Source organism: Nocardioides sp. S5 (assembly GCF_017310035.1).
Taxonomy (GTDB): Bacteria; Actinomycetota; Actinomycetes; order Propionibacteriales; family Nocardioidaceae; genus Nocardioides.
Genome location: NZ_CP022296.1, coordinates 3398983 through 3422647 on the forward strand (window position 1 = coordinate 3398983; position 23665 = coordinate 3422647).

30 protein-coding genes and 1 riboswitch are annotated in these 23665 nt (G+C 72.0%); of the genes, 8 read left to right on the forward strand and 22 right to left on the reverse strand.

Annotation, left to right across the window (positions count from 1 at the left end; translation table 11 throughout):
- Positions 1–28: 28 nt before the first annotated feature.
- From CFI00_RS16830 to CFI00_RS16840, 3 genes are read right to left on the reverse strand one after another with little or no spacing between them, the layout of a single operon-like run.
- The gene (locus tag CFI00_RS16830) at positions 29–994 is read right to left on the reverse strand and encodes a pyridoxal-phosphate dependent enzyme (protein WP_207082210.1); all 966 of its coding nucleotides are present in this window, start codon (positions 992–994) and stop codon (positions 29–31) included.
- Positions 994–1290: a MoaD/ThiS family protein gene (locus CFI00_RS16835; RefSeq protein WP_207082211.1), complete on the reverse strand. Its 297-nt coding sequence runs from the start codon at positions 1288–1290 to the stop codon at positions 994–996. The genes CFI00_RS16830 and CFI00_RS16835 overlap by 1 nt, the downstream gene beginning before the upstream one ends.
- Entirely contained in the window at positions 1290–1742 is a 453-nt protein-coding gene (locus tag CFI00_RS16840; RefSeq protein ID WP_207082212.1) for a M67 family metallopeptidase, read from the reverse strand. The genes CFI00_RS16835 and CFI00_RS16840 overlap by 1 nt, the downstream gene beginning before the upstream one ends.
- A gap of 86 nt (positions 1743–1828) precedes the next feature.
- Here CFI00_RS16840 and CFI00_RS16845 point away from each other — a divergent pair, with 86 nt between their 5' ends.
- Together CFI00_RS16845 and CFI00_RS16850 are read left to right on the forward strand one after the other, a co-directional pair.
- Positions 1829–3079, forward strand: a complete 1251-nt coding sequence (locus CFI00_RS16845) for an MFS transporter (protein ID WP_207082213.1) — start codon at positions 1829–1831, stop codon at positions 3077–3079.
- Between the two features lie 161 nt (positions 3080–3240).
- Positions 3241–3798, forward strand: coding sequence for a hypothetical protein (locus CFI00_RS16850; protein WP_207082214.1), 558 nt, complete (start codon positions 3241–3243; stop codon positions 3796–3798).
- On the opposite strand, the gene CFI00_RS16855 is transcribed toward CFI00_RS16850, so the two are convergent.
- From CFI00_RS16855 to clpS, 3 genes are read right to left on the reverse strand one after another with little or no spacing between them, the layout of a single operon-like run.
- Entirely contained in the window at positions 3785–4984 is a 1200-nt protein-coding gene (locus CFI00_RS16855; RefSeq protein WP_207082215.1) for a DUF429 domain-containing protein, read from the reverse strand. The two genes, CFI00_RS16850 and CFI00_RS16855, sit on opposite strands and share 14 nt — an antisense overlap.
- A complete protein-coding gene (locus tag CFI00_RS16860; protein ID WP_207082216.1) occupies positions 4981–5571 on the reverse strand; it encodes a DUF2017 domain-containing protein in 591 nt (196 codons plus the stop codon). Before CFI00_RS16860 ends, CFI00_RS16855 begins: the two co-directional genes overlap by 4 nt.
- A 1-nt stretch (position 5572) precedes the next feature.
- The gene (gene clpS, locus CFI00_RS16865; protein WP_242532894.1) at positions 5573–5833 is read right to left on the reverse strand and encodes an ATP-dependent Clp protease adapter ClpS; all 261 of its coding nucleotides are present in this window, start codon (positions 5831–5833) and stop codon (positions 5573–5575) included.
- Between the two features lie 62 nt (positions 5834–5895).
- On the opposite strand from clpS, the gene CFI00_RS16870 reads away from it, so the two are divergent.
- Positions 5896–7209 (forward strand): nicotinate phosphoribosyltransferase, encoded by a 1314-nt coding sequence (locus CFI00_RS16870; protein ID WP_207082218.1) that lies wholly within the window; start codon positions 5896–5898, stop codon positions 7207–7209.
- Positions 7210–7218: 9 nt separating this feature from the next.
- The gene (locus tag CFI00_RS16875) at positions 7219–7794 is read left to right on the forward strand and encodes an isochorismatase family protein (protein ID WP_207082219.1); all 576 of its coding nucleotides are present in this window, start codon (positions 7219–7221) and stop codon (positions 7792–7794) included.
- Between the two features lie 3 nt (positions 7795–7797).
- On the opposite strand, the gene CFI00_RS16880 is transcribed toward CFI00_RS16875, so the two are convergent.
- From CFI00_RS16880 to CFI00_RS16890, 3 genes are all read right to left on the reverse strand, one after another.
- Entirely contained in the window at positions 7798–8337 is a 540-nt protein-coding gene (locus CFI00_RS16880; protein ID WP_207082220.1) for a DUF1697 domain-containing protein, read from the reverse strand.
- A 36-nt stretch (positions 8338–8373) separates the two neighbouring features.
- The gene (locus CFI00_RS16885; protein ID WP_207082221.1) at positions 8374–9180 is read right to left on the reverse strand and encodes a hypothetical protein; all 807 of its coding nucleotides are present in this window, start codon (positions 9178–9180) and stop codon (positions 8374–8376) included.
- Positions 9181–9290: 110 nt separating this feature from the next.
- Positions 9291–10202: a LysR family transcriptional regulator ArgP gene (locus CFI00_RS16890; RefSeq protein ID WP_207082222.1), complete on the reverse strand. Its 912-nt coding sequence runs from the start codon at positions 10200–10202 to the stop codon at positions 9291–9293.
- 72 nt (positions 10203–10274) lie between these two features.
- Between CFI00_RS16890 and CFI00_RS16895 the strand changes: the two genes are divergently transcribed.
- Positions 10275–10874 carry a LysE family transporter gene (locus CFI00_RS16895; protein WP_207082223.1) on the forward strand — a complete coding sequence of 200 codons (600 nt, stop codon included), beginning with the start codon at positions 10275–10277 and terminating at the stop codon, positions 10872–10874.
- 14 nt (positions 10875–10888) lie between these two features.
- On the opposite strand, the gene CFI00_RS23655 is transcribed toward CFI00_RS16895, so the two are convergent.
- The 4 genes from CFI00_RS23655 to hppD all read right to left on the reverse strand — a co-directional run bounded on the left by CFI00_RS23655 (position 10889) and on the right by hppD (position 13978).
- Positions 10889–11686 carry a helix-hairpin-helix domain-containing protein gene (locus tag CFI00_RS23655; RefSeq protein WP_242532450.1) on the reverse strand — a complete coding sequence of 266 codons (798 nt, stop codon included), beginning with the start codon at positions 11684–11686 and terminating at the stop codon, positions 10889–10891.
- Between the two features lie 12 nt (positions 11687–11698).
- Positions 11699–11953, reverse strand: a complete 255-nt coding sequence (locus CFI00_RS23890; protein WP_207082224.1) for a helix-turn-helix transcriptional regulator — start codon at positions 11951–11953, stop codon at positions 11699–11701.
- Entirely contained in the window at positions 11953–12585 is a 633-nt protein-coding gene (locus CFI00_RS16910) for a DUF2975 domain-containing protein (RefSeq protein WP_207082225.1), read from the reverse strand. The genes CFI00_RS23890 and CFI00_RS16910 overlap by 1 nt, the downstream gene beginning before the upstream one ends.
- Before the next feature lie 160 nt (positions 12586–12745).
- Positions 12746–13978: a 4-hydroxyphenylpyruvate dioxygenase gene (hppD, locus tag CFI00_RS16915; RefSeq protein ID WP_242532451.1), complete on the reverse strand. Its 1233-nt coding sequence runs from the start codon at positions 13976–13978 to the stop codon at positions 12746–12748.
- Positions 13979–14060: 82 nt separating this feature from the next.
- Here hppD and CFI00_RS16920 point away from each other — a divergent pair, with 82 nt between their 5' ends.
- Positions 14061–14546, forward strand: coding sequence for an Lrp/AsnC family transcriptional regulator (locus CFI00_RS16920; RefSeq protein ID WP_207082226.1), 486 nt, complete (start codon positions 14061–14063; stop codon positions 14544–14546).
- A gap of 60 nt (positions 14547–14606) precedes the next feature.
- Here the strand turns inward: CFI00_RS16920 and CFI00_RS16925 are convergent, their stop codons facing one another.
- The 5 genes from CFI00_RS16925 to CFI00_RS16945 all read right to left on the reverse strand — a co-directional run bounded on the left by CFI00_RS16925 (position 14607) and on the right by CFI00_RS16945 (position 18578).
- Positions 14607–15242, reverse strand: a complete 636-nt coding sequence (locus CFI00_RS16925; protein ID WP_207082227.1) for a helix-turn-helix domain-containing protein — start codon at positions 15240–15242, stop codon at positions 14607–14609.
- 55 nt (positions 15243–15297) lie between these two features.
- A complete protein-coding gene (locus CFI00_RS16930; protein WP_207082228.1) occupies positions 15298–17076 on the reverse strand; it encodes a DEAD/DEAH box helicase in 1779 nt (592 codons plus the stop codon).
- A complete protein-coding gene (locus CFI00_RS16935) occupies positions 17073–17354 on the reverse strand; it encodes a DUF3039 domain-containing protein (RefSeq protein ID WP_207082229.1) in 282 nt (93 codons plus the stop codon). Before CFI00_RS16935 ends, CFI00_RS16930 begins: the two co-directional genes overlap by 4 nt.
- A gap of 23 nt (positions 17355–17377) precedes the next feature.
- A complete protein-coding gene (locus CFI00_RS16940; protein WP_347401883.1) occupies positions 17378–17932 on the reverse strand; it encodes a YqgE/AlgH family protein in 555 nt (184 codons plus the stop codon).
- Between the two features lie 118 nt (positions 17933–18050).
- Positions 18051–18578: a hypothetical protein gene (locus CFI00_RS16945; protein ID WP_207082231.1), complete on the reverse strand. Its 528-nt coding sequence runs from the start codon at positions 18576–18578 to the stop codon at positions 18051–18053.
- A gap of 121 nt (positions 18579–18699) precedes the next feature.
- Here CFI00_RS16945 and CFI00_RS16950 point away from each other — a divergent pair, with 121 nt between their 5' ends.
- A complete protein-coding gene (locus CFI00_RS16950; protein ID WP_242532452.1) occupies positions 18700–19323 on the forward strand; it encodes a TetR/AcrR family transcriptional regulator in 624 nt (207 codons plus the stop codon).
- On the opposite strand, the gene CFI00_RS16955 is transcribed toward CFI00_RS16950, so the two are convergent.
- From CFI00_RS16955 to fabG, 3 genes are all read right to left on the reverse strand, one after another.
- Complete coding sequence (locus CFI00_RS16955; protein WP_207082233.1) at positions 19307–20317, reverse strand: DUF3048 domain-containing protein; 1011 nt, start codon at positions 20315–20317, stop codon at positions 19307–19309. The two genes, CFI00_RS16950 and CFI00_RS16955, sit on opposite strands and share 17 nt — an antisense overlap.
- Before the next feature lie 87 nt (positions 20318–20404).
- Positions 20405–20977, reverse strand: a complete 573-nt coding sequence (locus CFI00_RS16960) for a C40 family peptidase (RefSeq protein WP_207082234.1) — start codon at positions 20975–20977, stop codon at positions 20405–20407.
- A gap of 5 nt (positions 20978–20982) precedes the next feature.
- A riboswitch (cyclic di-AMP (ydaO/yuaA leader) is annotated at positions 20983–21152 on the reverse strand.
- Positions 21153–21351: 199 nt separating this feature from the next.
- Positions 21352–22119, reverse strand: a complete 768-nt coding sequence (gene fabG / locus CFI00_RS16965; RefSeq protein WP_207082235.1) for a 3-oxoacyl-ACP reductase FabG — start codon at positions 22117–22119, stop codon at positions 21352–21354.
- A gap of 71 nt (positions 22120–22190) precedes the next feature.
- Here fabG and CFI00_RS16970 point away from each other — a divergent pair, with 71 nt between their 5' ends.
- Positions 22191–23237: a phosphatase PAP2 family protein gene (locus CFI00_RS16970; RefSeq protein ID WP_207082236.1), complete on the forward strand. Its 1047-nt coding sequence runs from the start codon at positions 22191–22193 to the stop codon at positions 23235–23237.
- Here the strand turns inward: CFI00_RS16970 and CFI00_RS16975 are convergent.
- Positions 23234–23650 carry an HIT family protein gene (locus tag CFI00_RS16975; protein ID WP_207082237.1) on the reverse strand — a complete coding sequence of 139 codons (417 nt, stop codon included), beginning with the start codon at positions 23648–23650 and terminating at the stop codon, positions 23234–23236. The genes CFI00_RS16970 and CFI00_RS16975 overlap by 4 nt on opposite strands.
- Positions 23651–23665 lie beyond the last annotated feature (15 nt).

Genomic DNA, 23665 nt, shown 5'->3' on the forward strand with positions numbered 1-23665 from the left:
TTGCCGGGCGTCCGGCGGCGGGCTCGACTCAGGCCCAGAGCTGTCCGTCGAGGGCGTCCTCCGCGTCGTCGACCGTGCCCTCGTAGGCACCGGTCGAGAGGTACTTCCAGCCGCCGTCGCACACGATGAAGGCGATGTCGGCCGACTCCCCCGCCTTGACCGCCTTGGCGGCCTGGCCGAGCGCGGCGTGGAGGATCGCGCCGGTCGAGATGCCGGCGAAGATGCCCTCGAGCTCGAGCAGCTCGCGCACCCGGCGTACGGCGTCGCGCGGGCCCACGCTGAAGCGCGAGTCGATCAGCGAGGCGTCGTAGAGCTCGGGCACGAAGCCCTCGTCGAGGTTGCGCAGGCCGTAGACCAGCTCGCCGTAGCGCGGCTCCGCGGCCACGATCTTCACCTCGGCCTTGGCGCGGCGGAAGAAGCGCGAGACGCCCATGAGCGTGCCGGTGGTGCCGAGGCCGGCGACGAAGTGGGTGATCGACGGCAGGTCCGCGAGCAGCTCGGGGCCGGTCGCCTCCTCGTGCGAGAGCGCGTTGGCCTGGTTCCCGTACTGGTAGAGCATCACCCAGTCGGGGTGCTCTCCCGCGATCTTCTTCGCGACGCGCACGGCCTCGTTCGAGCCGCCCGCGGCGGGCGAGGACACGATCTCGGCGCCCCACATCCGCAGCAGCTGGCGCCGCTCCTCGGAGGTGTTCTCGGGCATCACGCACACGATGCGGTAGCCCTTGAGCTTGGCGGCCATGGCCAGCGAGATGCCGGTGTTGCCGCTGGTGGGCTCGAGGATCGTGCAGCCCGGTCGCAGCGTGCCGTCGGCCTCGGCCTGCTCGATCATCTTCAGGGCCGGGCGGTCCTTGATCGAGCCGGTCGGGTTGCGGTCCTCCAGCTTCGCCCAGAGGCGTACCTCGGTGCCGTTGGCCTGTCGCCCCGGCGACAACCGCGGCAGGCCGACCAGCGGCGTGCTGCCGACGGAGGCGAGCAGGTCGTCGTAGCGGGTCATCAGGCGGGCAGGGCCCCGCCGGCGACGGCGGGCAGGACGACGACCTGGTCGCCGTCGGAGAGCTCGGCGTCGAGCCCGCCGATGAAGCGGACGTCCTCGTCGTTGATGTAGACGTTGACGAAGCGGCGCAGGTCCACCGCGCCGGACTTGTCCTCGACGAGGCGGTCCTTGATGCCGGGGTGGTTGCCGTCGAGGTCGTCGATGAGCGCGGACAGCGTGCCGCCCGAGCCCTCGACGGCCTTGGCGCCGTCGGTGTAGGTGCGCAGGATGGTGGGGATCCGGACCTCGATGGCCATCAGGGGGTGCTCTCTCTCTGGTCTGCGGTGCCGGTGGGCGTGATCGTGACCTCTTCCTCGGTCACGACTCCGTCGATGATTCTGTAGGACCTGAACTCCACCGGGCCGTCACTATTCCCGTGCTCGCGTGTGCTGACGAGCACGTAGTGGGCGTTCGGCTCGCTGGCCAGGCCGATGTCGGTCCGGCTCGGGTAGGCCTCGGTGGCGGTGTGGGAGTGGTAGACGACCACCGGCTCCTCGTCGCGGGCGTCCATGTCCTTGTAGAGCGCGAGCAGCTCGGTGGAGTCGAACTCGTAGAACGTCGGGCTGCCGGCGGCGTTGACCATCGGGATGAAGCGCTCGGCTCGGTCACTGCCCTCGGGGCCGGCGACGACGCCGCACGCCTCGTCGGGGTGGTCGCGCTTGGCGTGCGCCACGATGGCGTCGTACGTCTCCTGGGCGATGGTCAGCACGGCTCCACCCTAGGCAGCCGACCGAAGTGCCCCGCACACGTCTCACGGCTTAGTCTTGACGTCGAGACACTGGGGGGAAAGACCGCATGACGCTGCACGAGGCTCCGCCACTGACCCGCCGGGGCATCCCGCTCGAGCGCGACCTGCGGGTGCTGGCGATCGGTTCCTTCGCCAACCGGTTCGGCGCCGGCGCGGTGATGACGACCAGCGCCCTCTACTTCACCCGCCAGGTCGGCTTCTCCGCCGCCGAGGTGGCACTGGCGCTGTCGGTGGCCGCGATCGTGGGCATCGTCGTCCAGGTCCCCGCCGGACACCTCGGCGACACCCGCGGCCCGCGCCGGGTGCTCACCTGGTGCATGGTCGGCGCCGCGCTCACGAGCGCGCTGCCGGTCCTGGCGCGTACGCCGTGGCAGCTCGCGCTGCTCCTCGGCCTGCTGGCGCTCTTCGAGCGGTCCGCCGGCTCCGTCCAGCAGGGTGTGATCGCCCAGCTCGCGACGGGCGGGCGGGGCGTGCTCTTCAAGGCCTACCTGCGTGCGGTCACCAACACCGCTATCGGCCTCGGCTCCGTCTTCGGCGGCGCCGCGCTGGTGATCGACGAGACCTGGGCCTACGTCGCCGTCTTCGTCCTCAACGCCGTCTTCACCGGCTTCGCCGCGTGGAACAGCACGCGCCTGCCCGAGCTCCCGCCCTACGTGCGGATCGAGGGAGAGCCGCGGCTCGCGGTGCTGCGCGACTGGCCCTACGTCGTCGTGGTGGCGATCACGGGCCTGTTCTCGATGCACTTCTTCGTCATGGAGCTCGGCCTGGCGCTCTACATCTCCGAGCGGACGTCGGCCCCGCCCGTGATGGTGGCGATCCTGCTGGTCGTGAACACGGCGGCCGTCGCGCTCTTCCAGGTCCGGCTGTCCCGGCGCGCCGACTCGGTCGAGGCGGGCGCCCGCGCCCTCGTGCGCGGTGCGGTGTGGATCGCCGCCGGGTTCGCGATCGTCGCGCTGGCCGACCGTGGCGACGCGACGTTCGCGATCGTCGTGCTCGTCATCGGGTCGCTGGTGCACGTCGTCGGCGAGATGATCGGCTCCGGCGGTCAGTGGGGGCTCCAGATGGGGCTCGCACCCCACGAGCGGCAGGGCCAGTACCAGGGCTTCGCCGGCCTCGGCTTCAGCGTGGTCGCGGTCATCGGGCCGCCGGTCGTGACGCTGCTGTGCGTCGAGATGGGTGAGACCGGCTGGCTCGTGCTCGCCGCGATGATGATGGCCATCGCGCTGGTGTCGGTGCCGGTCTCACGCTGGGCGCTGGCCTCCCGCGAGCGCTACGGCGTGCTGACCCACTCGGGGTAGCCCAGCTCCGCCCGGCTACCCGCCCGCAGACCCGCCCGCGCGGTGCGCGAATGCCCTCGATCGCGAGTTGAATTGACGTCAATTCAACTCACTGATGGGCGTCGCCCGGTGCCTGTGGAAGAGCGATCCGCCAGCCCCGATGGTCTGCTGTGCTGGTTGCCATGGACGCCGACACCCGCTTCATCCCTCGTTCGGGCCCGATGTTCTCCCGCAGCAGCCCCGCGAAGGCCCAGATGGCCACCGACCTCGCCATTCCGATCCTGGCCGACGGCGGTTGGCCGGCGCTCACGCTGCGCAACGTGGCCTCTGCCGCCAACGTCACGCCGCAGGCCATCGCCGCATGGTTCCCCTCGGTGGCGGCGATGCGTGCGGCCGTAGCGGCGGTCTACGGTGACCGATGGATCCGCGAGCGTGGCAACCTCGCACGGGCCCGGACGTTCTCGGCATCCTTGGGCGGGGCCGGGTTGACCCTCCCGGACGTCGCGCTGGCGCTCCTCCCGCAGTCGTGGCTCGAGGAGGTGTTCGACGGCATCTGGCTGACCATCGTCGAGGCCGGTCGCTGGGACGATGCGATCGGCTCCTCGGTGGCTGCCATCCGATCGCGGGAGAGGGACCTGATCCGCGGACTGCTCGAGGCGTCACGTCACGACGAGCTCGCGAGCCTCGAACGCGAGGTGGACCTGGTCCTCACGTTCGTCCACGGGTTCAGACGCGGATAGCCGCCGGAATCCCGTCGGAGAACACCTCGGGCGTCGCTGGGAAGGACTCCGAGACGCCGAGCGAGTGGCGTACGGCGGACCACGCGGCCGCGCAGGCGTCGAGCAGGTCGTCCTCGCCGAAGCCGGCGCCACGGAACCACGGCGGCGCGACGATCCCGTGCACGGCCAGCGCCCCACGGCGTGCAGCCACCCCGTCGGCGTCCTTCTTCCGGGCAAGCACCGGGGAGCCGGCCATCCGCGCGAAGCTCACCTCGGGGTGGACCTCGATGACCGTGGCGCCGGGGCGTGAGCGCACCCACGCGTCGACCTCCAGCACCTTCTCCCGCAGCGCGTAGGCCTGCGCGCTGACGCTCGTACGCCCGCCGGTGGCGGCGAGGTTGGCCGCGCGGGCGGCGGCGTACGACCCGGCCTCGAGCGCGGTGCGGGTCGGCGTGGAGAAGACCGAGGAGGACTTGCCGGCCAGCTGGCGGCGGGCCTCGGCGTCCGCGAGCCGGCCCGAGGAGTCGGGCAGGCCGATGGGGATGTCGATCGCGACGACGGCGACAGGGGTTCTCTCGCGCACGAGCGCGACCAGCCCGCTGATGGAGGCGTCGACGAAGACCGACGCCCGGCCAGCGGTGTCGATGAGCACGCCGACCCAGCCGCCGGGGCACGCGTCCACCCCGAGGACCGGCACGTCCGGGGTCAGCACCTCGACCGGTGGGGGCTGGTCCGGTGGCACCACGAAGCGCGCCGCACCCTCGTCGCTGAACCCCGCGGCGATGCGCTCGAGCATCACGTCCGACATCTCCGGGAGCGCGGCCACCGGCCACCACCTCACGTCGCTCGACTCGTCGTCGGCGACGTGGGCCTCCCCCTCGAGCCAGGTGCAGGCGAAGGTGAGGTCGAGATAGGTCGCGCGGTCGCCGTTGGCGTGCACGACCTCGCCGTGGACGGCGGTCGAGGCGAGCCGGTCGACCCGGATCCGCGTGCCGGTCTCCTCCAGCGCCTCGCGCGCTGCGGCGACAGCAGGCTCCTCGCCGGGGTCCGGGATCCCCGTGACGGGCGTCCAGTGCCCGTTGTCGGCACGCTTGACGAGCAGCACCTCGTCGCCGCGGCGCACGACCGCGGTGACGCCGGGCAGCCACAGCGGGTCGTGGCCGATCTTCTCGCGGATCGCGACGACGAAGTCGGGGACCGGGCTCACGACGTCAGCGCTTCGACGATCGTCTCCTGGAGGTAGCCGACCCACTCGTAGATGTCGTGCGCCTGGGCCCGCGGGTCGTCCTCGGGCAGGGAGTGCCAGTAGTCCTCGTCGCCTGCCTCGACGCCGAGGCGGGTCGCGAGCGCGAGCCGGATGTCGGTGAAGGCACGCATCCACGTCTCGGCGTCCTCGGGCGTCAGCTCGACGTCGATCACCAACCCGTCCTCGCGCAGCTCCTCGGGCAGACCCGCGTCCTCGAGGGTGTCGATGATCTGCGCTGCCGCGCCGGCCTTGCCGTCGCGCAGGCCGCCCTCGGTGAAGCGGCGGAAGTCCGCGGCCGCCTCCTCGTCGTCGGGGTAGGCCGTCGGGAACAGCCGCGCGAGCACGGGGTCCTCGGGGATGGTCGTGGCACCGGAGAACTCCGCCATGAGCGCCTCGAAGGCATCTGCGGAGGGGGCGGCCGGCTCGGCACGCTCGTTGCGCAGCAGCTCCACCATCTGCGAGGCGAGCGAGCGCAGCAGGTCGGCCTCGAAGCCGGTGAAGGTGGCAATGACGCGCGCGGACCGCCGGTGACGCTCGAAACCGCTCACCTCAGGACGCCTTCTCCATCGTCGCCCACAGGCCGTACTCGTGCATCGCCTGGACGTCGCGCTCCATCTCCTCGCGGGTGCCCGTCGAGACGACCGAGCGACCCTCGGTGTGCACCTCGAGCATCAGCTTCTCGGCCTTCAACTTGTCATAGCCGAAGTACTTCTGGAACACGTAGGACACATAGGACATGAGGTTCACCGGGTCGTCCCAGACCAGCGTCACCCACGGCTTGGCCAGGAAGGTGATCTCGTCGGGCGTCAGGGTCGGCTCGACCTCTACGGGACTGGCGGCTGACACGAGGCCATCGTGGCACAGTGTCGGTCGTGACGAGCCCACCCCCGGCGTCCACGGCGCTGCTGACCGACCACTACGAGCTCACCATGGTGCAGGCCGCCCGGCAGGCGGGCACTGCCGCTCGGCGCTCGGTCTTCGAGCTGTTCCCGCGCCGGCTGCCCGAGGGGCGGAGGTACGGCGTGGTGGCGGGCGTCGGCCGGGCGCTCGACGCGATCGAGGCCTTCCGCTTCGACGGCGCCGCCCTCGCCGCGCTGGAGGGCGTCGTCGACGCCGACATGCTCGAGTGGCTGGCCTCCTACCGCTTCTCCGGCGACGTGTGGGGCTACGCCGAGGGCGAGGCCTACTTCCCCCACTCGCCGCTGCTGGTCGTCGAGGGCACCTTCGCCGAGGCGGTGCTGCTGGAGACGGTGCTGCTGTCCATCTACAACCACGACTCCGCCATCGCCTCGGCCGCGTCGCGGATGACGCTGGCCGCTGGCGGTCGCCCGTGCATCGAGATGGGTTCGCGACGCACCCACGAGCAGGCGGCCGTCGCGGCGGCGCGAGCGGCGTACGTCGCCGGGTTCGACGCGACGAGCAACCTGGCCGCGCGGGCGGCCCACGGCGTCCCGTCGGCCGGCACCGCCGCGCACTCCTTCACCCTGCTCCACGACACCGAGGCCGACGCCTTCCGGGCCCAGGTGCAGACGCTCGGGGTCGGCACCACGCTCCTGGTCGACACCTACGACGTGACCGAGGCGGTGCGCCTCGCGGTCGAGGTCGCCGGGACCAACCTCGGTGCCGTGCGCCTCGACTCGGGCGACCTCGGACTGGTCGCCCGCGACGTGCGGGCCCAGCTCGACTCCCTCGGCGCGACGTCCACCCGGATCGTGGTGACCAGCGACCTCGACGAGCACGCGATCGCCGCCCTGGCCGCCGCACCGGTCGACGCGTACGGCGTCGGCACCCAGCTCGTCACCGGCTCGGGCCACCCGACCTGCGGCTTCGTCTACAAGCTCGTCGCTCGCGAGGGGGCGGACGGTGAGCTCGTGTCGGTCGCCAAGCGCTCGACCGACAAGGCGTCAGTGGGCGGGCGGAAGTACGCCCTGCGCCGCTGCTCCCCCGCCGGGACGGCCCAGGCCGAGGTCGTGGGCATCGGTGAGCGGCCCCGGGACGACGCCAGCTCGACAGGCACCAGCGACCGGTCACTGCTCGTGCCGCTGGTCGCGGCCGGCGAGGTCGTCGGGCGCGCGAGCCTCGAGGAGGCCAGGGCGCGCCACCGCGCGTCGGTCGCCGAGCTGCCGCGCGCGGTGACGATGATGTCGGCCGGGGAGCCGGTGATCCCCACGGTCTTCGAGCAGTAGCCTCAGCAGATGAGCCGAGCGCTGATCGTGGTCGACGTCCAGAACGACTTCTGCGAGGGCGGGTCCCTCGCCGTGTCGGGGGGCGCACGCATCGCCGCCGACATCGGTGCGCTGCTGCACCGCTGGCACTCGAAGGCGGCCGACGCGCCGGCGTACGACGTCGTGGTGGCCACCAAGGACCACCACGTCGACCCCGGCGCCCACTGGTCGCTCAAGCCGGACTTCGCCGAGTCGTGGCCGGTGCACTGCAAGGTCGGCACCGAGGGTGCGGGCTTCCACCCCAACCTCGACCCGCAACCCTTCGACGAGGTGTTCTACAAGGGTGAGCACGAGGCCGCCTACAGCGGCTTCGAGGGGCGTACGTCGTCGGGCGAGGCCCTCACGGACTGGTTGCGCGCCCGGCAGGTCGAGGAGGTCGACGTGTGCGGCATCGCCACGGACCACTGCGTGCGGGCCACGGCGCTCGACAGCGCGGGCGCGGGCTTCGCGACCCGTGTGCTGCTCCCGCTCTGCGCCGGGGTGGCCGACGACTCCACGGCGGCGGCGATCACCGAGATGAGCGGCGCCGGAGTCGAGATCGCGTGAGCATCAGCACCACTTCGCGGTGACGGTGCGCAGCACCTTGACGGTGCGCGCGGTGCCCTGACCGAGCGCGTTGAACTGCTTGCTGGACAGCGCCTTCGAGGTGTGGATGTCGCCCGCCAGCAGCACGTACGCCGCCCGGCCCTCGACCACCACGGTCTCCCCCGCGTGCTCGAGGGCGTGCGCGGCCTCGACCGCGGAAGCGGTCGGCGGGTCGGCGAAGAGGGTCACGTAGTGGTTGCCGACCTCGCCGGCATGACCGGCGTGCAGCTCCTCGCCGCGAGCCGTTAGGGCAGCGAGCTCGGCGGTCGTGAAGACGACCGTCGGCACCTCGAAGCCGGCCTCGGCGGCGTACGCCTCCTCGAGGACCCGGCGCACCTTCGCCGCGGACCGGGCGGGGTGCGTCAGGCGGACGTTGCCGGTGTTGATGTAGGTCTCGACCCCGGTGCCGCCGGCGGCCTCGGTGGCGGCCCTGATCGCGTCCTTGGGGAACTTGCGCCTCGCGCCGAGGTTGATCGCGCGCAGGAACGCGACGTAGGTGGGCATGGCCCGATCATGCCTGGCCGGACGGGGACCTGTCGCTCAGGCGCGCTTGCACTGGCTGGGCGGGGTCACGGCGGGGTCGAAGACGTGCTGCGGGGGCACGATGTTGGCGCCGTTCTGCGACTCCTTCATCGTCATCGCCCACCAACCGGCCTTGCGCGTGTCGATCTTGGCGAGCTCGGCCGGGGGCACCTCGCCCCACATGTTGACCACGTCGACGCCGACCTCGATGAGGTGGCCGTGCGGGGTGATGACCGCCTTCGCCTCGACGCCGTCGAGCGCCGCGGGGACGTCGGGGAACAGCCCGCGGGGCATGCCGGTGATGACGTCCTTCGCGGGTACGCCGACGCTCACGCCGTCGCCGGCCAGGCGGATCGCCCGGGCCGCGGTGACCGGCCAGGTCGGGTCGAGGTCGGTCGGGAGCGCCCAGCTGCGATCGGCGTCGTCGGTGATGTCGACGTAGCAGGTGGCGGCGTTGGGGCCCCACGACTCGCTGTTGAAGTAGGTGCGCCCGGCGACGACGAGGTAGTCGACCTGCTGGGCGTTGCCGTCGATGACCGAGTCCATCGACAGCTCGCTGTAGCCCGTGGAGGGGCTGAAGCGGCCGTCGAGGTCGAAGATCCGCTTGCCGCCGTTGTCGGGGTTCTTGGTGAGCAGCTGGCCGTGCCACTCCACGATGCCCATCTTGCTCACCTGCGAGACCAGGCCCTCGAGCTGCTCGCCCTCCAGGACGACCGTGTCGCCCTTGCTGGCCACAGCCTCGCCGGACCCGCCGCACCCGGTCAGGGCGACGAGGAGACCGGCCCCCAGGGCCCCGGCCCATGCTGTGCTGCTGCGACGTGCCACAGGGTTTCCCCGTTCCGGTCCGTGATGAGCTCCGTGCTCGATCCCGCCCGGAGCCTAGGACCGCCCGGAGGAACCTGTCAGGCGAACCGAAGATCTCGTCAAGGCCACGCTCAGCTCGCCATCCAGCCGCGTGCTGCGCCGACCACCGCCTCGGTCAGGTCGTCCACCAGCCCGGAACCCAGCCGCCAGTGCTGCCAGAACAGCGCCACCTCAGGACGGCGCCCCGGGACCAGCTCGACCAGGTCCCCGCTCGCCAGCTGCCCTGCGACGTCGGACTCGGGCAGCAGCCCCCACCCCATGCCCACCCGGATGGCACGGTCGAACTCGCGCACCGACGGCAGGTAGGTCACCGGTGGCGCGAGGTGGCGACGGGTCACGCGCCGGATGAAGTCGTGCTGGAGGGAGTCGCTGCGGTCGAAGGCCACGATCGGCGCCTCGGCGAGGGAGGCCGACCCCACCCCGTCGCCGAAGTGGGCCGCGTGGAAGTCGCGGGTCGCGACCGCGACGTAGCGCAGGCGGCCCAGGCGCACGACCCGGCACCCCGGGACCGGCTTGGGCTCCCCGGTGATGGCGGCCACCACCTCGCCGCGGCGCAGCCGCTCCGCGGTGCGGGTGTGGTCCTCGCGCACCACCTCGAAGACCACCCGGTGCCTGCCCTGCACCTCGGCCAGCGCGTCGACGAACCAGCCGTAGAGCGCGTCGGCGTTCACTGCGATCGGCAGGGAGGCGTACGACGTCCCGTCGCCGTCGTCCTCCTCCACCAGCTCGGCGACGGCCTCGCGCTCCAGCAGCTCGGTCTGGGTCGCCAGTCGCACCAGGACCAGCCCGGCCTCGGTGGGCTCCAGCGGCTTCACGCGGTGCAGCAGCACCCGACCGATGCGCGTCTCCAGCGCCTTGATGCGCTGGCTCACCGCGGAGGGGGTCACGTGGAGCTCGCGGGCCGCCGCCTCGAACGTGCCGAGGCGCACGGCGACGGCCAGTGTGCGCAGGGCCACAGGGTCGAGCTGGGTGATGTCTTTCATACTTAGACATCCTAATGATTAGTGAAAATAGTTCGCTGGATTGAAGCACATCCAGCACCTAGCGTTGATCGCATGTTCCAGGTTGCTCTCACCGGTCTGCTCACCGGACTCGCTCTCATCATCGCCGTCGGCGCACAGAACGCGTTCCTGCTCCGTCAGGGGATCCGCGGCGAGCAGGTCCTGCCCATCGTGCTGACCTGCCTGGTCTCCGACGTCGTCGCCATCACCGCCGGCGTCGCGGGCCTCGGCGTCGTGCTCGAGCGCTGGCCGTCGGTGCTGCCGGTGGCGCAGGTCCTCGGCGGGATCTACCTGATCGCCTTCGGCCTGCACGCCGCCATGCGCGCGTGGCGCCCGACCGCGCTCGACACCGGCGAGGGCACTGCCCTCACCCCCGGCAAGGCGGTCCTGCTCACGCTGGCGCTGACCTGGCTCAACCCGCACTTCTACCTCGACGCCGTCCTCATGCTGGGCACGGTCGCCAACAGCTTCGGCGACGACCGCTGGTGGTTCGTCTCCGGGACCCTCGTGGCGAGCGTGCTGTGGTTCTTCGGGCTCGGCTTCGGCGCCCGCCTGCTGCGCGGCGTCTTCTCCCGTCCGAGCGCGTGGCGCGTGCTGGACTCCGGCATCGCCGTCTTCATGGGCGTGCTCGGCGTGGGCCTGCTCGCCCACTGAGCCACCCGACGGTCCTACTCCCCCGCCAGGCCGGCGCCCTGCTCGGCGAGCGCCTCGCGCAGCCGGGTGATCGCGATCGGCCCGACCCCGTGCATGGCGGCCAGCTCCGCGGCGGAGCGCGTGGCCACCTGCTCGAGCGTGGTCAACCCGGCCTCCCGCAGTGCGCGGGTGGCCGGAGCGCCGATGCCGCGCGGCAGCGGGGTGCCCTCCTCGCGCGGTCGGCGTACGCGCGGCTCGGGGAGGCCGGCGTCGACGACGGCCCGGCCCCGCGGCGACAGCAGGTAGCCGATCGCCAGGGACTCGGTCAGCCCGAGCTCCTTGAGCTTGCGCACGTCCTTCTTGAAGTCCGGCGTCTCGCGCCCCACCCGGGCGGCGAGGTCGGGCGCGCGCACGCCTCCGTGGAGGTCGATCAGGTCGAGCGTCTCCCGTGTCCACGCCCCGTGGGCCGAGGCGGCGTCAAGGCGGTCGAGCCGAGCGTTGATCGCGGCGATCTCGTCGGCGTCCGGGATGCTCTCCCGCAGCAGCTCACGCGGGTCGGGACCGGCGTACGCCAACCCGATGCGCCAGGCGGGGTCGTCCGGTCGGGCGGCGAGCGCCTCCCGGAGCGCGGCCAGCGACGGTGCGCCGGCCCGGCGGGCGTCCTCGGCGCGCAGGCTCGCGACGCCGACCTGCTCGACCGAGGTGACCTCGACCAGCCCGACCGCCGTACGCATCCTGGTGCCGACCACGACGCGCGGCCTCGCCCAGCGACGGAAGGCGAGGTCGACGGTGCCGGCCCTGATGGCGGCCAGCTCGGCCGGTCGGATCATCATGACGGCAGTTTCTCAGTCGACCCGGAGGATGTCTCCCGGCTGGCAGTCCAGTGCGCGGCAGATCCCGGTGAGGGTGCTGAAGCGCACCGCCTTGGCCCGCCCGTTCTTCAGCACGCTGAGGTTGACCACGGTGACGCCGACCCGGTCGGCCAGCTCGGTCAGTGTCATGCCCCGCGCGGCCAGGACCGCGTCGAGGTGGACGCTCACGCCGTGCGGCTCGTCGGGCTCCGGCTCGGTCGCGGACCGGCCCGCGGCTCGTCTCGCCATCAGATCGTGGCCTCGGCGTCACGCCGCAGGTCGACGGCCTGCGCGATGACGCGTGCCAGCGCGAGCAGGGTGACACCGACCAGAACGGGCAGCCAGGGGACGTCCCCGGACAGGATCACGGTGCTGTCGGTCATCCGGGTGAGCAACGCGGCGTCGACCAGCCCGGACACGAAGAAGTCGAGCACTGCCCACGCGACCAGGATCCGTCCGAGGGTGCGGAGCCCGCCCGGCACCCGGTCGGCGAAGACTCCCTCGCGGCGCGCGCGGCGCAGCAGGCGCCAGAGCAGCGAGAAGAAGAGCAGGGGCGCCCCGGCCCACACCACGAGGCCGACCGCCGCGAGCGCCCGCGTGCCACCGTCTGGGTCGGGGTCGCAGATCTGCACCTCGTCGGCACGCCACGTGATTCCCTCGCCGAGGCCCACCGGACCGGTCGAGTCGCCCTCGGCCCTGCGGAAGGCAGGGGCGTCCCCCGCCGTGGAGGCGCACACCTCGGCATTGACCCCCGGGATGGTCCCGGTGCCGACGATGGTGCCCAGCAGCACGAGGCCGGCGAGCAGGGCCATCAGCGAGACGATCACCCCGACCAGGAGCTCGAGGGTCCTCAGTGGGTCGTTGCCGCGCGTGCCGTCCATGGATCCCCCGCATGTCGAATGTCGATGCTGTCGACAAACGATAGGGCATCGTTTTTCGATGCGTCAACGGATCGGCGTACGACGCTCTCCCCGGCGGTGAGTGAGACAGGTTTCGCCGCACGGAAACCTGTCTCCCTCACCGCTCGGCAGCGGGCCGGGGTCAGAGGTTCCCGCGGGCGTCCTGCTCGCGCTCGATGGCCTCGAAGAGCGCCTTGAAGTTCCCCTTGCCGAAGCCGAGCGAGCCGTGGCGCTCGATAAGCTCGAAGAAGACCGTCGGCCGGTCGCCGAGCGGCTTGGTGAAGATCTGGAGGAGGTAGCCGTCCTCGTCGCGGTCGACGAGGATGCCGCGCTTCTTCAGCTCCTCGATCGGCACCCGGACCTCGCCGATGCGGGCACGCAGCTCGGGGTCCTCGTAGTAGGAGTCCGGGGTGTTGAGGAACTCCACGCCGTTGGCACGCAGGGCGTCGACGGTGGCCAGGATGTCACCGGTCGCGAGCGCGAGGTGCTGGGCGCCGGGTCCGTTGTAGAACTCGAGGTACTCGTCGATCTGCGACTTCTTCTTCGCAACGGCCGGCTCGTTGAGCGGGAACTTCACCCGGTGGTTGCCATTGGCGACGACCTTCGACATCAGCGCGGAGTAGTCGGTGGCGATGTCGTCACCGATGAACTCGGCCATGTTCACGAAGCCCATCACCTTGTTGTAGAAGGTGACCCACTCGTCCATCTTCCCGAGCTCGACGTTGCCGACGATGTGGTCGAGTGCCTGGAACAGGCGCTTGGGCTGGTCGTCCTTCTTCTCCCAGCGCGGCGCGACCGCGACGTAGCCGGGAAGGTAGGGACCGGCGTACGCCCGGCCGTCCACGGTGCGCTGCACGAGGGTGTGCCGGGTCTCGCCGTAGGTCGCGATCGCGGCGATGCGCACCGAGCCGTGCTCGTCGGTGACGGTCGTCGGCTCCTGCAGGACCGTCGCGCCGGCCGCGCGGGCCTGGGCGATGCACTGGTCGACGTCCGGCACCTCGAGTGCGATGTCGACGACGCCGTCACCGTGGCGCGCGTGGTGCTGCACCAGGTCGCTGTCGGGCGAGACCGCGCCGCTGAGCACGAACCTGATGGACCCGGACTTCAGCACGAAGGACTTGTGGTCGCGGTTGCCGTTCTCGGGGCCCGAGTAGGCGACGAGCTCCATGCCCCAGGCGGAGGCGTAGTAGTGGGCGGCCTGCGTCGCGTTGCCGACCACGAAGCAGATCGCGTCCCAGCCGGTCACCGGGAAGGGGTCGGCGTCGGCGTCGTACTCCACGAGGCCGACGAGCTGGCGCAGCTGCTCCAGCGAGAGGTCGGCCTTCATCTCGTCCACGGTCAGGGCGCCACCGGTCGAGGCGATGTCAGTCGTCATGGCTCGAACCCTGCCAACGACAGGCAAGATGTGCAACAGTACGTCGAAACGTTGGACAGGTTGCACAGTCGAGGAGCAGAAGATGGACGAGATCGACGGCAAGGTGATCGATCTGTTCGCCGGCGAGCCCCGGCTCGGCGTCCTGGAGGCGAGCCGCCGGCTGGGCATCGCGCGCGGCACGGTGCAGGCCCGGCTCGACAAGCTCGCCGCCTCGGGCGTCATCACCGGCTGGGGCCCGGATCTCTCCCCCGAGGCGCTCGGCTACCCAGTGATGGCCTTCCTGACCCTGGAGATCCGCCAGGGCTCGGGCAGCGCGGGTGGCCACGACGCGGTCGCGGCCCACCTCGCGCGGATCCCGGAGGTGCTGGAGGCCTACACGATCACCGGCGCCGGCGACATGTGGGCACGCGTGGTCGCGCGGTCCAACGCCGACCTCCAGCGGGTGATCGACCTGGTGCTCACCGAGCCCGCGATCGATCGCTCGACGACCGTGATCGCGCTCGCCACCCAGATCCCCCACCGGGTGCTGCCGCTGGCACGGTCGGCAGCCAGTCCTCCACCTGCATGACCAGGCAGGTCGAGGTGGCGTGGGCGACGAGCCTGCCGGAGGCGTCGGTGAGCGGAGCCGTCACCGCAACCGCTCGGCCACCTCGTGCGCCGCTGCCATCACCTGCGGCGCCACGACGTCCTCGTCGATCGCGCCGTCCAAGGTCACCACGCCCACGCTGGCGTGCAGGCCCTCGACGCCCAGCACGGGGGCGGCGAGGCCGCGCGCGCCGGACTGCAGCTCGCCGCTCGTGACGGCGTACGCCGACCCGGCCGGGTCGGTGAGCGCGATCGCCTTGCCGGCCGCACCCTGCGAGAGCGGATGGCGGGCGCCGACGCGGTAGGACACGTGGAAGTCGGTCCACGTGGGCTCCACGACCGCGAGCGCCAGCGCCTCGTCACCGTCGGCGACGGTGAGGTGCGCGGTGGAGCCGACCGACTCGGCGAGGCGGCGGAGCACCGGCATCGCGAGGTCGCGCAGCAGCGGCTGGACCCCGCTGGCCAGGTGCAGCACGCCCAGCCCGACGAAGAGGCGCGAACGGGCGTCGCGGCGTACGAGCCCGTGCTGCTCGAGGGTGCTGACGAGGCGGTAGACGACCGTGCGGTTGACCTGGAGGCGTCCCGACAGCTCGGTGACGGTGAGTCCGTCGGGGCTCTCGGAGAGGACCCGCAGCACCCTCAGCCCGCGGTCGAGCGTCTGCGAGGTCTCCGAGGGCATGTCACGAGCCTAGCCGGGGGCGACGGAGTCGCACCCGGCGTGACGAGGGAGGTCCTCAGGACGTCTGACGCATCGCCCACTCGCGGATCCGGTTGATCCGCTCGTGCAGCTGCTCCGCGTTGGCGACGGCGGCGGGCGGCCCGCCGCACTCCTTGCGCAGCGCCGAGTGGGTGATGCCGTGCGCCTGGCCGGTGCGGTGGTGCCACGCGGCGACGAGACCGTTGAGCTCGCGGCGCAGCACCCCGAGCTGCTGGTGGGTGCTCATCTGCGCCACCGACTCCACCACGCGGTCTCCCCCGCCGTCGGCGCGCTGCTTGCGCGCCCGCTCGCTCTGGCGCGAGTGCAGGAGCTCGCGCACCTGGTCCGGCTCGAGCAGGCCGGGGATGCCGAGGAAGTCCATCTCCTCCTCCGAGCCTGCGTGCACCTCGCCGGAGTGGCCGAACTGGGCGCCCTCGTAGAGGACGTGGTCGAAGGACGCGGTGGACCCGAGCGCCTCCCACGACATCTCCAGCTCCTCGGACGTCCCCTCCTCGGCGTTGGCCTGGGCGAGCAGGTCGTCCTCGGCGGCGAAGATGTCGCCCTCGTCGGTGACGCGGCGCCCCAGGACGTGGTCGCGCTGCGCCTCCATGTCGGAGGCGAACTCGAGCAGGTGTGGCACCGACGGCAGGAAGACCGACGCCGTCTCACCGCGCGAACGGGCACGCACGAAGCGGCCCACGGCCTGGGCGAAGAACAGCGGCGTCGAGGTGGTGGTCGCCCACACGCCGACGGCCAGGCGCGGCACGTCCACGCCCTCGGAGACCATGCGCACGGCCACCAGCCAGCGCTTGTCGGAGTCGGTGAAGGTCGCGATCTTCTTCGACGCGCCCTTCTCGTCCGAGAGCACCACGGTGGGCGACTCGCCGGAGATCTTCTTCAGCAGCCCGGCGTAGGCGCGCGCGGTCTCCTGGTCGCTGGCGATGACCATCCCGCCGGCGTCGGGGACGTGGCGGCGTACCTCCGACAGGCGTCGGTCGGCGGCCTGCAGCACCGCCGGCATCCACGACCCCTTCGGGTCCAGTGCCGTACGCAGCGCGTGGGCGTGCATGTCCTTGGTGAGCGGCTCGCCGAGGCGCGCGGTGATCTCGTCGCCGGCGCGGGTGCGCCACTGCATCTCGCCCGAGTAGGCCATGAACAGCACCGGGCGCACGACGTGGTCCGACAGCGCGTGGGCGTAGCCGTAGGTGTAGTCGGCGACCGAGGTGGGGATGCCGTCGTCGCCCGGGGCGTAGGTGACGAACGGGATCGGGTTGATGTCGGAGCGGAACGGGGTGCCGGTCAGCGAGAGCCGGCGGGTCGCGGGGTCGAACGCCTCGCGCACGCCCTCGCCCCAGGACAGGGCGTCGCCGGCGTGGTGGATCTCGTCGAGGATGACCAGGGTCTTCGAGCGCTCGGTGCGGATCCGCATCGCGAGCGGGTTGACCGCGACGCCGGCGTAGGTGACCGCGATCCCGACGTAGTCGTCGGAGGTGCGCCCCTTGCCGGCGGAGTAGGCGGGGTCGATCGGGATGCCCGCACGTGCGGCGGCCTCGGCCCACTGGGTCTTCAGGTGCTCGGTCGGGGCGACCACGATGATGCGGTCGACGACGCGCCGACCGAGGAGGTCGGCGGCGACGGTCAGCGCGAAGGTCGTCTTGCCGGCACCCGGGGTCGCGACCGCGAGGAAGTCACGCGGCTGGCGCGAGGCGTAGAGGTCCATCGCCGCCTGCTGCCAGGCACGCAGCGAGGGCGCGGTGCCCCAGGCGGCCCGGTCGGGCCACGCGGGAGGCAGCGGCGCGTCTGGGCGCCCCGTCACGCCTCGGGACCCGAGCCGTCCGAACCCGAGCCGTCCCCGGACTTCATGGACTCCCAGACTTCCTTGCACTCCGGGCACACCGGGAACTTCTCCGGCGCCCGTGAGGGCACCCACACCTTGCCGCACAGCGCGATCACGGGGGTGCCCATGACCATCGCCTCGGTGAGCTTGTCCTTCGGGACGTAGTGGGAGAACCGCTCGTGGTCACCCTCGTCCGTCGGGACGGTCTGACGCTCTTCGATCGTCTGGCTGCCCGGGGAGAATCCGATGGTGCTCATGATGGACAAGCCTAACGCGGAGCTCAGTTCATGTCCGGATCGACGGGCCGGTTCACGTGCCAGGCGAGCATCCCGGGCTGGCGTCGCATGACGTCGCGGCGCAGCCCGTCCGTCTCACCACGGAAGGCGTCGCCGGCCTCGCCGCTGACGACGTACCAGCTGCCCTCCTCGATCTCCCCGGCGAGCTGCCCGACACCCCACCCGGCGTAGCCGGCGTAGACCCGCATCGCGGCGAGCGAGCCGTCGACGAGCTCGGCGGGGGTGTCGAGGTCGACCATGCCGAGCAGTCCCGCGACCGGGCGCCAGCCCACGGGCGGGTCGTCGGGGTCGGACAGCCGGGCCACGGCGAGCGCACCGTCGGTGCCGACGGGTCCGCCGCGGAACAGGACCTCGGGGGCGGCCACGACGTCGCTCCACGGCTCGAGCACGTCGGCCACCAGGACCTGCGAGGGACGGTTGAGCACGACGCCCAGGGCGCCGTCGTCGGTGACGTCGAGCAGCAGCACCACCGTGTCGACGAAGTTGGGATCCTGCAGGGCCGGCGTCGCCACCAGCAGCATCCCCGATGCCAGCTGCATACGGTCCATCATGGCCGATGCCGCAACTTTCCGCGCCCAGGTCGCATCCCAAGGCCGACCGGTGCCTCCGGGGCGAGCGGCTCCGCTCGTGCGAGCGCCGCGGCTGAACGCCAGCGGCTCAGGCGGCGATGACTGCGCGGAGCCGCTGCACGAGCGAGGCAGGGCGGGTGGCCCTGCCGGGCCGCGCACCCGGGACGTACGACGCCCGCGCAGCGCGCTCGATCGCACGGCCGACGCGCTGGGCGGCCGCCCCGGGCGCACTCGCCCGCCCGGCCATCAGGGCGAGCATCTCGTGCTCCTTGCCGGTCGCGACCGCCGTGGCTCGGGCCATCTCCGGGCTCGTCGGGTGGTCGACGTGGTGGTCGAGGACCGCCCGGATCCCGGGCATGTCCTCGGCGGCGCGCAACCACGCGAGGGCGACGGCGTTCTCGAGGTCGAGCGGCTGGTCGGCGAGCTCGCGCTCGATGTGGCCGGCCAGGCGGGTGTGCCAGCGCAGCTGCAGCGCGCCGAGCAGGGTCTGGTCGTCGCCGAAGGTCTCGGCGACCCCGTCGACGTCGAGGGGCAGGCGGGCGTCGAGGCGGGTGTCGGCGGCACTGATCACGGCGCGGAGCACGTCTGCGCGTCGGTGGTGGGACGTCCAGGTCATGGCGGTCTCCTCAGCTGACATACCGGCGGTACGTACTTTCAGTATGCCCAGCGCTCCACCGCGCTCCAACCACTCCGAGCGTGAGCCGGGTCACCTAGGCTGCGCCCATGGGGACACGCCAGTGAGGACGCGCCGGCAGCGCTACTCGGACTCGACCAAGCGCGCACTCGTCGACGTCGCCGAGCAGCTCTTCACCACCCACGGCTACTCCGCCACCTCGCTCGACGCGATCGTCGCCGGCGCGGACGTCACCAAGGGCGCGCTCTACCACCACTTCAGCGGCAAGCAGGCGATCTTCGAGGCCGCCTTCGAGCGGGTCGAGTCACGCGCCAGCAGCGGCATCGCCCACGCGACCGAGGGGCGCGACGACCCGTGGGAGAAGGCGCAGGCAGGACTGCGCGCCTTCCTCGAGGCCGTGCAGGAGCCGGCCTACCGCCAGGTCGTCATCTCCGACGGGCCCTCGGTGCTCGGGCACGAGCGGTTCCGCGAGCAGGAGGAGCGCTCGACGTACGCCATCGTCGACGAGATCGTCCGCTCCGCGCTCGGCACCGACGCCTACGACCTCGACGACGCGATGCTCGACACCTTCACCCGGATCTTCTTCGGTGCGATGTCGGCTGCCGGCGGTGCCGTCGCGGTGAGCCAGGACCCCGCGGCCGCGGCCGCCCGCGTGGAGTTCGCGATCGGCACCATCATGGCCGGGCTGCGCCAGCTCCTGGACAGCGGCGCTACTTCGCGAAGGTGACGTTGCCGTTGACCGCCGGCACGAGCTCGACCCAGACCTTGCCGGCCGGCACGGCGAGCTCGCCGCCCTTCGTGGCGAGCTCGATGGCGCCGGTGAGGCCGTCCTTGGACCAGGTGCCACGGATGACGCGGCCGCCGTGGAAGAGCAGCGCGGCGCCCTTGCCCTCGAACTTGGTCTCCGGGACGGGGTAGCCCGCCGGGTCGCGGTAGCCGGCGTCGCCGACCTGCACCCGCAGGACGAGCACGGAGTCGGCCGGGAACTCGTCACCCTCGGCGGCGTAGGAGTCGGTGTTGACGTAGCGACCGCCCTGGAACTGCCAGCTCGTGGAGTGGGCGCCGAAGTCGGCGGTCAGGGTGCGGGCCTTCGCGCCCTTGGGGAGGTCGGCCGGCGTGCCCCACGGCAGGTAGGCGGGCGGCTCCTCCTCGGCCTTCAGCCGCCGGGAGATCTCGCCGAGGCGGGCGAAGAGGTTGTAGGGCGCCGAGCGGGTGGTCTCGCGGTAGACGCCGGCGGCACCCTCGGTGATCCACGGGATCCCGGCGCCGTTGACCCGCTTGATGGTGATCGGCGCAGCACCACTGGTCACGACCGTGGCCCCCTCGGGCACGATCCCGATGTCGCTGGCACGCATCGAGCGCACCGGGCCGATGCTGGCGGGCACCTTGGAGTAGTAGAACGCCGCCAGGCGGGTGTAGCCGCCCTCGACGAGCTCCTCGACGACGAGGTCGGCCGCACCCAGGCCGACCTGCGGCGCACTCGAGGAGGTGTTGTCGACCTTGGTCACGATCACCGGGTGCTTCGGGGCCTTGCCCGTGCGCTCGAGCCCGGTGAGGGGCCAGTACGTCGGCTCCGGCGGCTCGCTCGTCGCGGAGGCCGTCGGCTCCGAGGACGGAGCGGCGCCCGCCGGCGCCTCCTGCTCGTCCCCGCCGCCGCAGCCGGCCAGGAGGAGCGAGGCCGCGACGAGCGCGGCGACGGAGGTGGGGAGACGGTGACGCACGGGGGAACTCCGATCGAGCGGGGGACTCTGCCTGGAAAGTGTGGCGGCGCGCCCTCCCCGTTCGGGGAAGGCGCGCCACAGGGTAGATCAGCGGCGGCGCAGGGTCCCACCGAACCACTGCGAGGTCCACGGGGCGGAGATGCGGACGCGCTGGCCCGAGCCGGGCGAGTGCAGCATCAGGGCGTGGCCCTTCGACCAGCGCAGGAAGATCCCGGCGTGGTAGACCCCGCCGCTGCCGTAGAAGAACATCAGGTCGCCGGCACGCATGTTCTTCTTCGCGATGCGGCGGGTGTGGCCCGCCTGGGCCCTGGACGTACGCGGCACGTCGAAGCCGGCGCGGGCGTAGCTGTAGCGGATCAGCCCGGAGCAGTCGAAGCGGTGCGGGCCGGCGGCACCGTAGGCGTAGGCGTCACCGCGCTGGCGCATGGCGATGTCACGGGCGCTGAGCACGCGGGAGGACACGCGACGGGCAGCGGTGCGCTTCGCGGTCCTCTTCGTGGTCGTCTTCGTGGTCGTCTTGGTGGCCGTCGTGGTCGTGGTGGCCGATCCCGGGTCGCCGTCGGCCGCGGCGGCGGGCAGGGCCGTCAGCGTCGAGGCGGAGAGTCCGAGCCCGGCGAGGGCGAGCGCGCAGGTGCGCAGCGTGCGAGGGGTTGCAGGCATGAGGTGGGTCCTTTCCCACGCCTGTGAGGTGAGCTGTCGGGTTGGGACTGGAAGGTGTCCCGCCGCCGTCCTCCCGGAGGAGGGGGTGGCTTCACCCCTAGCCGTGGCGCGCGGTCGCACGCAGCGGCGGTGGAACCTGTGGGTCCCCCACTCCTGCCCTCGATCTTCTCGGGGGGCCGCTCCGGCGGGGCAGGACTCGGCGTCGCCCGGGGCGGGTGTCGTCAGACACGATCTTCGTGACGGAGTCCGACGCCAGCAGGGCGACCCGAGCCGTCCTGTGGGTCTCTCGACTCCTCCGACAAGGTGACAGAGGCCCCCGAGACGCGCAAACCCGGCCACGACCCGACGCGCGTGGGTCGTGGCCGAGATCACGCTCAGCCGAGCTTGCGCCCGCCGTCGACGTACAACGTCTGGCCGGTGATGAAGGACGCCTCGTCGCTGCACAGGAAGGCGGCAGCCGCGGCGATGTCCTCGGGCTGCCCCACCCGGCGCACGGGGGTGGCCTCGGCGTTGAGCCGCTGCAGCTCCTCGGGCTCCATCTTGAGCCGGCGCGCGGTGGCGTCGGTCATCTCGGTGACGATGAATCCGGGCGCGATGGCGTTGGCGGTCACGCCGAACGGGCCGAGCTCGATCCCGAGGGTGCGGGTGAGGCCCTGGATGCCCATCTTGGCGGCCGAGTAGTTGGCCTGGCCGCGGTTGCCCAGCGCGGAGACGCTGGAGAGGTTGAGGATCTTGCCGTACTTCTGCTCCACGAACCGCGACTGCGCGGCCTTGGTCATGTTGAAGACGCCCTTGAGGTGGACGTTCATGACGAGGTCCCAGTCCTCCTCGGTCATCTTGAAGAGCAGGTTGTCACGGGTGACGCCAGCGTTGTTGACCAGGACGTGGATCCCGCCGAGCTCGTCGACCACGCGCTGCACCGCGGCCTCCGCGGCGGCGGAGTCGACGACGTCGCACCCGATGCCGACCGCGCGGGCGCCGTCGGCGAGCTCGAGGCGGCCCGCGGCGTCGGCGGCGGCCGACTCGTCGAGGTCGAGGATCGCGACGGACGCGCCCTCGCTGGCGAGGCGCTGGGCGATGCCGAAGCCGATGCCTCGGGCTGCTCCGGTGATGACGGCGACGCGGCGGTCGAACCGGCCCATGGGGAACTCCTTGGGGTATGTGGGAGGTCGGGAGACAGATCGAGGCCGAGGCTAGTCGCTACGGTGGGCAGATGGGTCGGGGGGAGTTCCGCGCCGCTGCGGTCGTGGCTGCCGTGATGGCGCTCGCAGCCGCCCTCGTGGCGTGGACCCACCACCTGCCGCTGCGCGACCCCGACGGCGCGAACCTGCCCACGTGGTTCCGGCTGCCGGTGATCGTCGCGTCCGCCGTCGCCCTCGACGTGCTGGCGCGGTGGGCGCTGCTGGTCCGCCGCCGCGGCGTGGCGGCCCGGGCGACGCTGCGCGAGGTGGTGCGCGAGCGCTGGGACCGCGACCAGGTCCGGTTCACCGCCAGCGGACTGCTCACCTGGTACGTCGCCTACGTCGCGTTCCGCAACCTGAAGGGCTACGTCCCCTTCGTCACCGACCGCCTCCACGACGAGGAGCTGGCCCGGCTGGACCGCTTCATGTGGCTCGGCAACGACCCGGCTCTCGTCCTGCACGACGCCCTCGGCACCGGCTGGGCCAACTGGGTGATGGCCGCGGTCTACCTGGTGTGGATCGGCCTGGTGCCGGCCACCCTGGCCATCGCGCTGGTGTGGACGCGTCGCTCGACGGCGGGTGCGTGGTACGTCACCGCCACGTCGCTCAACTGGTGCCTCGGTGCCCTGCTCTACTACGCCGTGCCGTCGCTGGGACCGACGTACTCCTCCCCCGCGTGGTTCGCGGACCTGGCCCGCACCCCCAACACCTCGGTGCGCGACCTGCTGCTGTCGGACCGCGTCGAGGTGCTCGCCGGGCCGTGGGACACCTCGGCCGTGCAGACGATCGCGGCCTTCGCCTCGCTGCACGTGGCGGTGATGGTGACGATCTGCCTGGTGAGCGAGCTGATCCGGCTGCCGCTCGTCGTGCGGGTCGCGAGCTGGACCTTCCTCGTCCTCACGATCGTGGCGACGGTCTACCTCGGCTGGCACTTCTTCGTCGACGTCCTCGGCGGGATCGCCGTCGGGTGCGCGTCGGTCGCCCTCGCCGCCCACGTCACGGGCAACTCGCTGCGACGGCGCGAGGAGGCGTGGACCCTGCGGCCGGAGCCCGCCGACGAGGTGACCCGCGCGGTCTAGACGTCGCCGAGGGCGCCGCGCAGGCGCTCGGCGTACGCCGCCTCCTCGCCGTCGGCGTACTTCGTGCGGGGCCAGAAGAAGCCGCGCAGCCCGTCGCCCTTGGTGCGCGGGACGACGTGGAGGTGCAGGTGGGGCACGGACTGGCTGACCGTGTTGTTGATCGCGACGAAGGATCCTTGCGCGCCGAGGCCGTCCTCGACCGCGGTCGCGATCCGCTGCGCGGCGGCGAGGAAGCCGTCGCGCAGCCCGGCCGGCAGGTCCGGCAGGGTCTCGACGTGCTCGCGCGGGACGAGCAGGACGTGGCCCTTGAAGACCGGCCGGATGTCGAGGAAGGCGACGAGGTCGTCGGTCTCCAGCACGAGGTGGCCGGGCAGGTCGCCGGACACGATCCGGCAGAAGACGCAGGCAGCCATGGCGCCAGTGTGCCC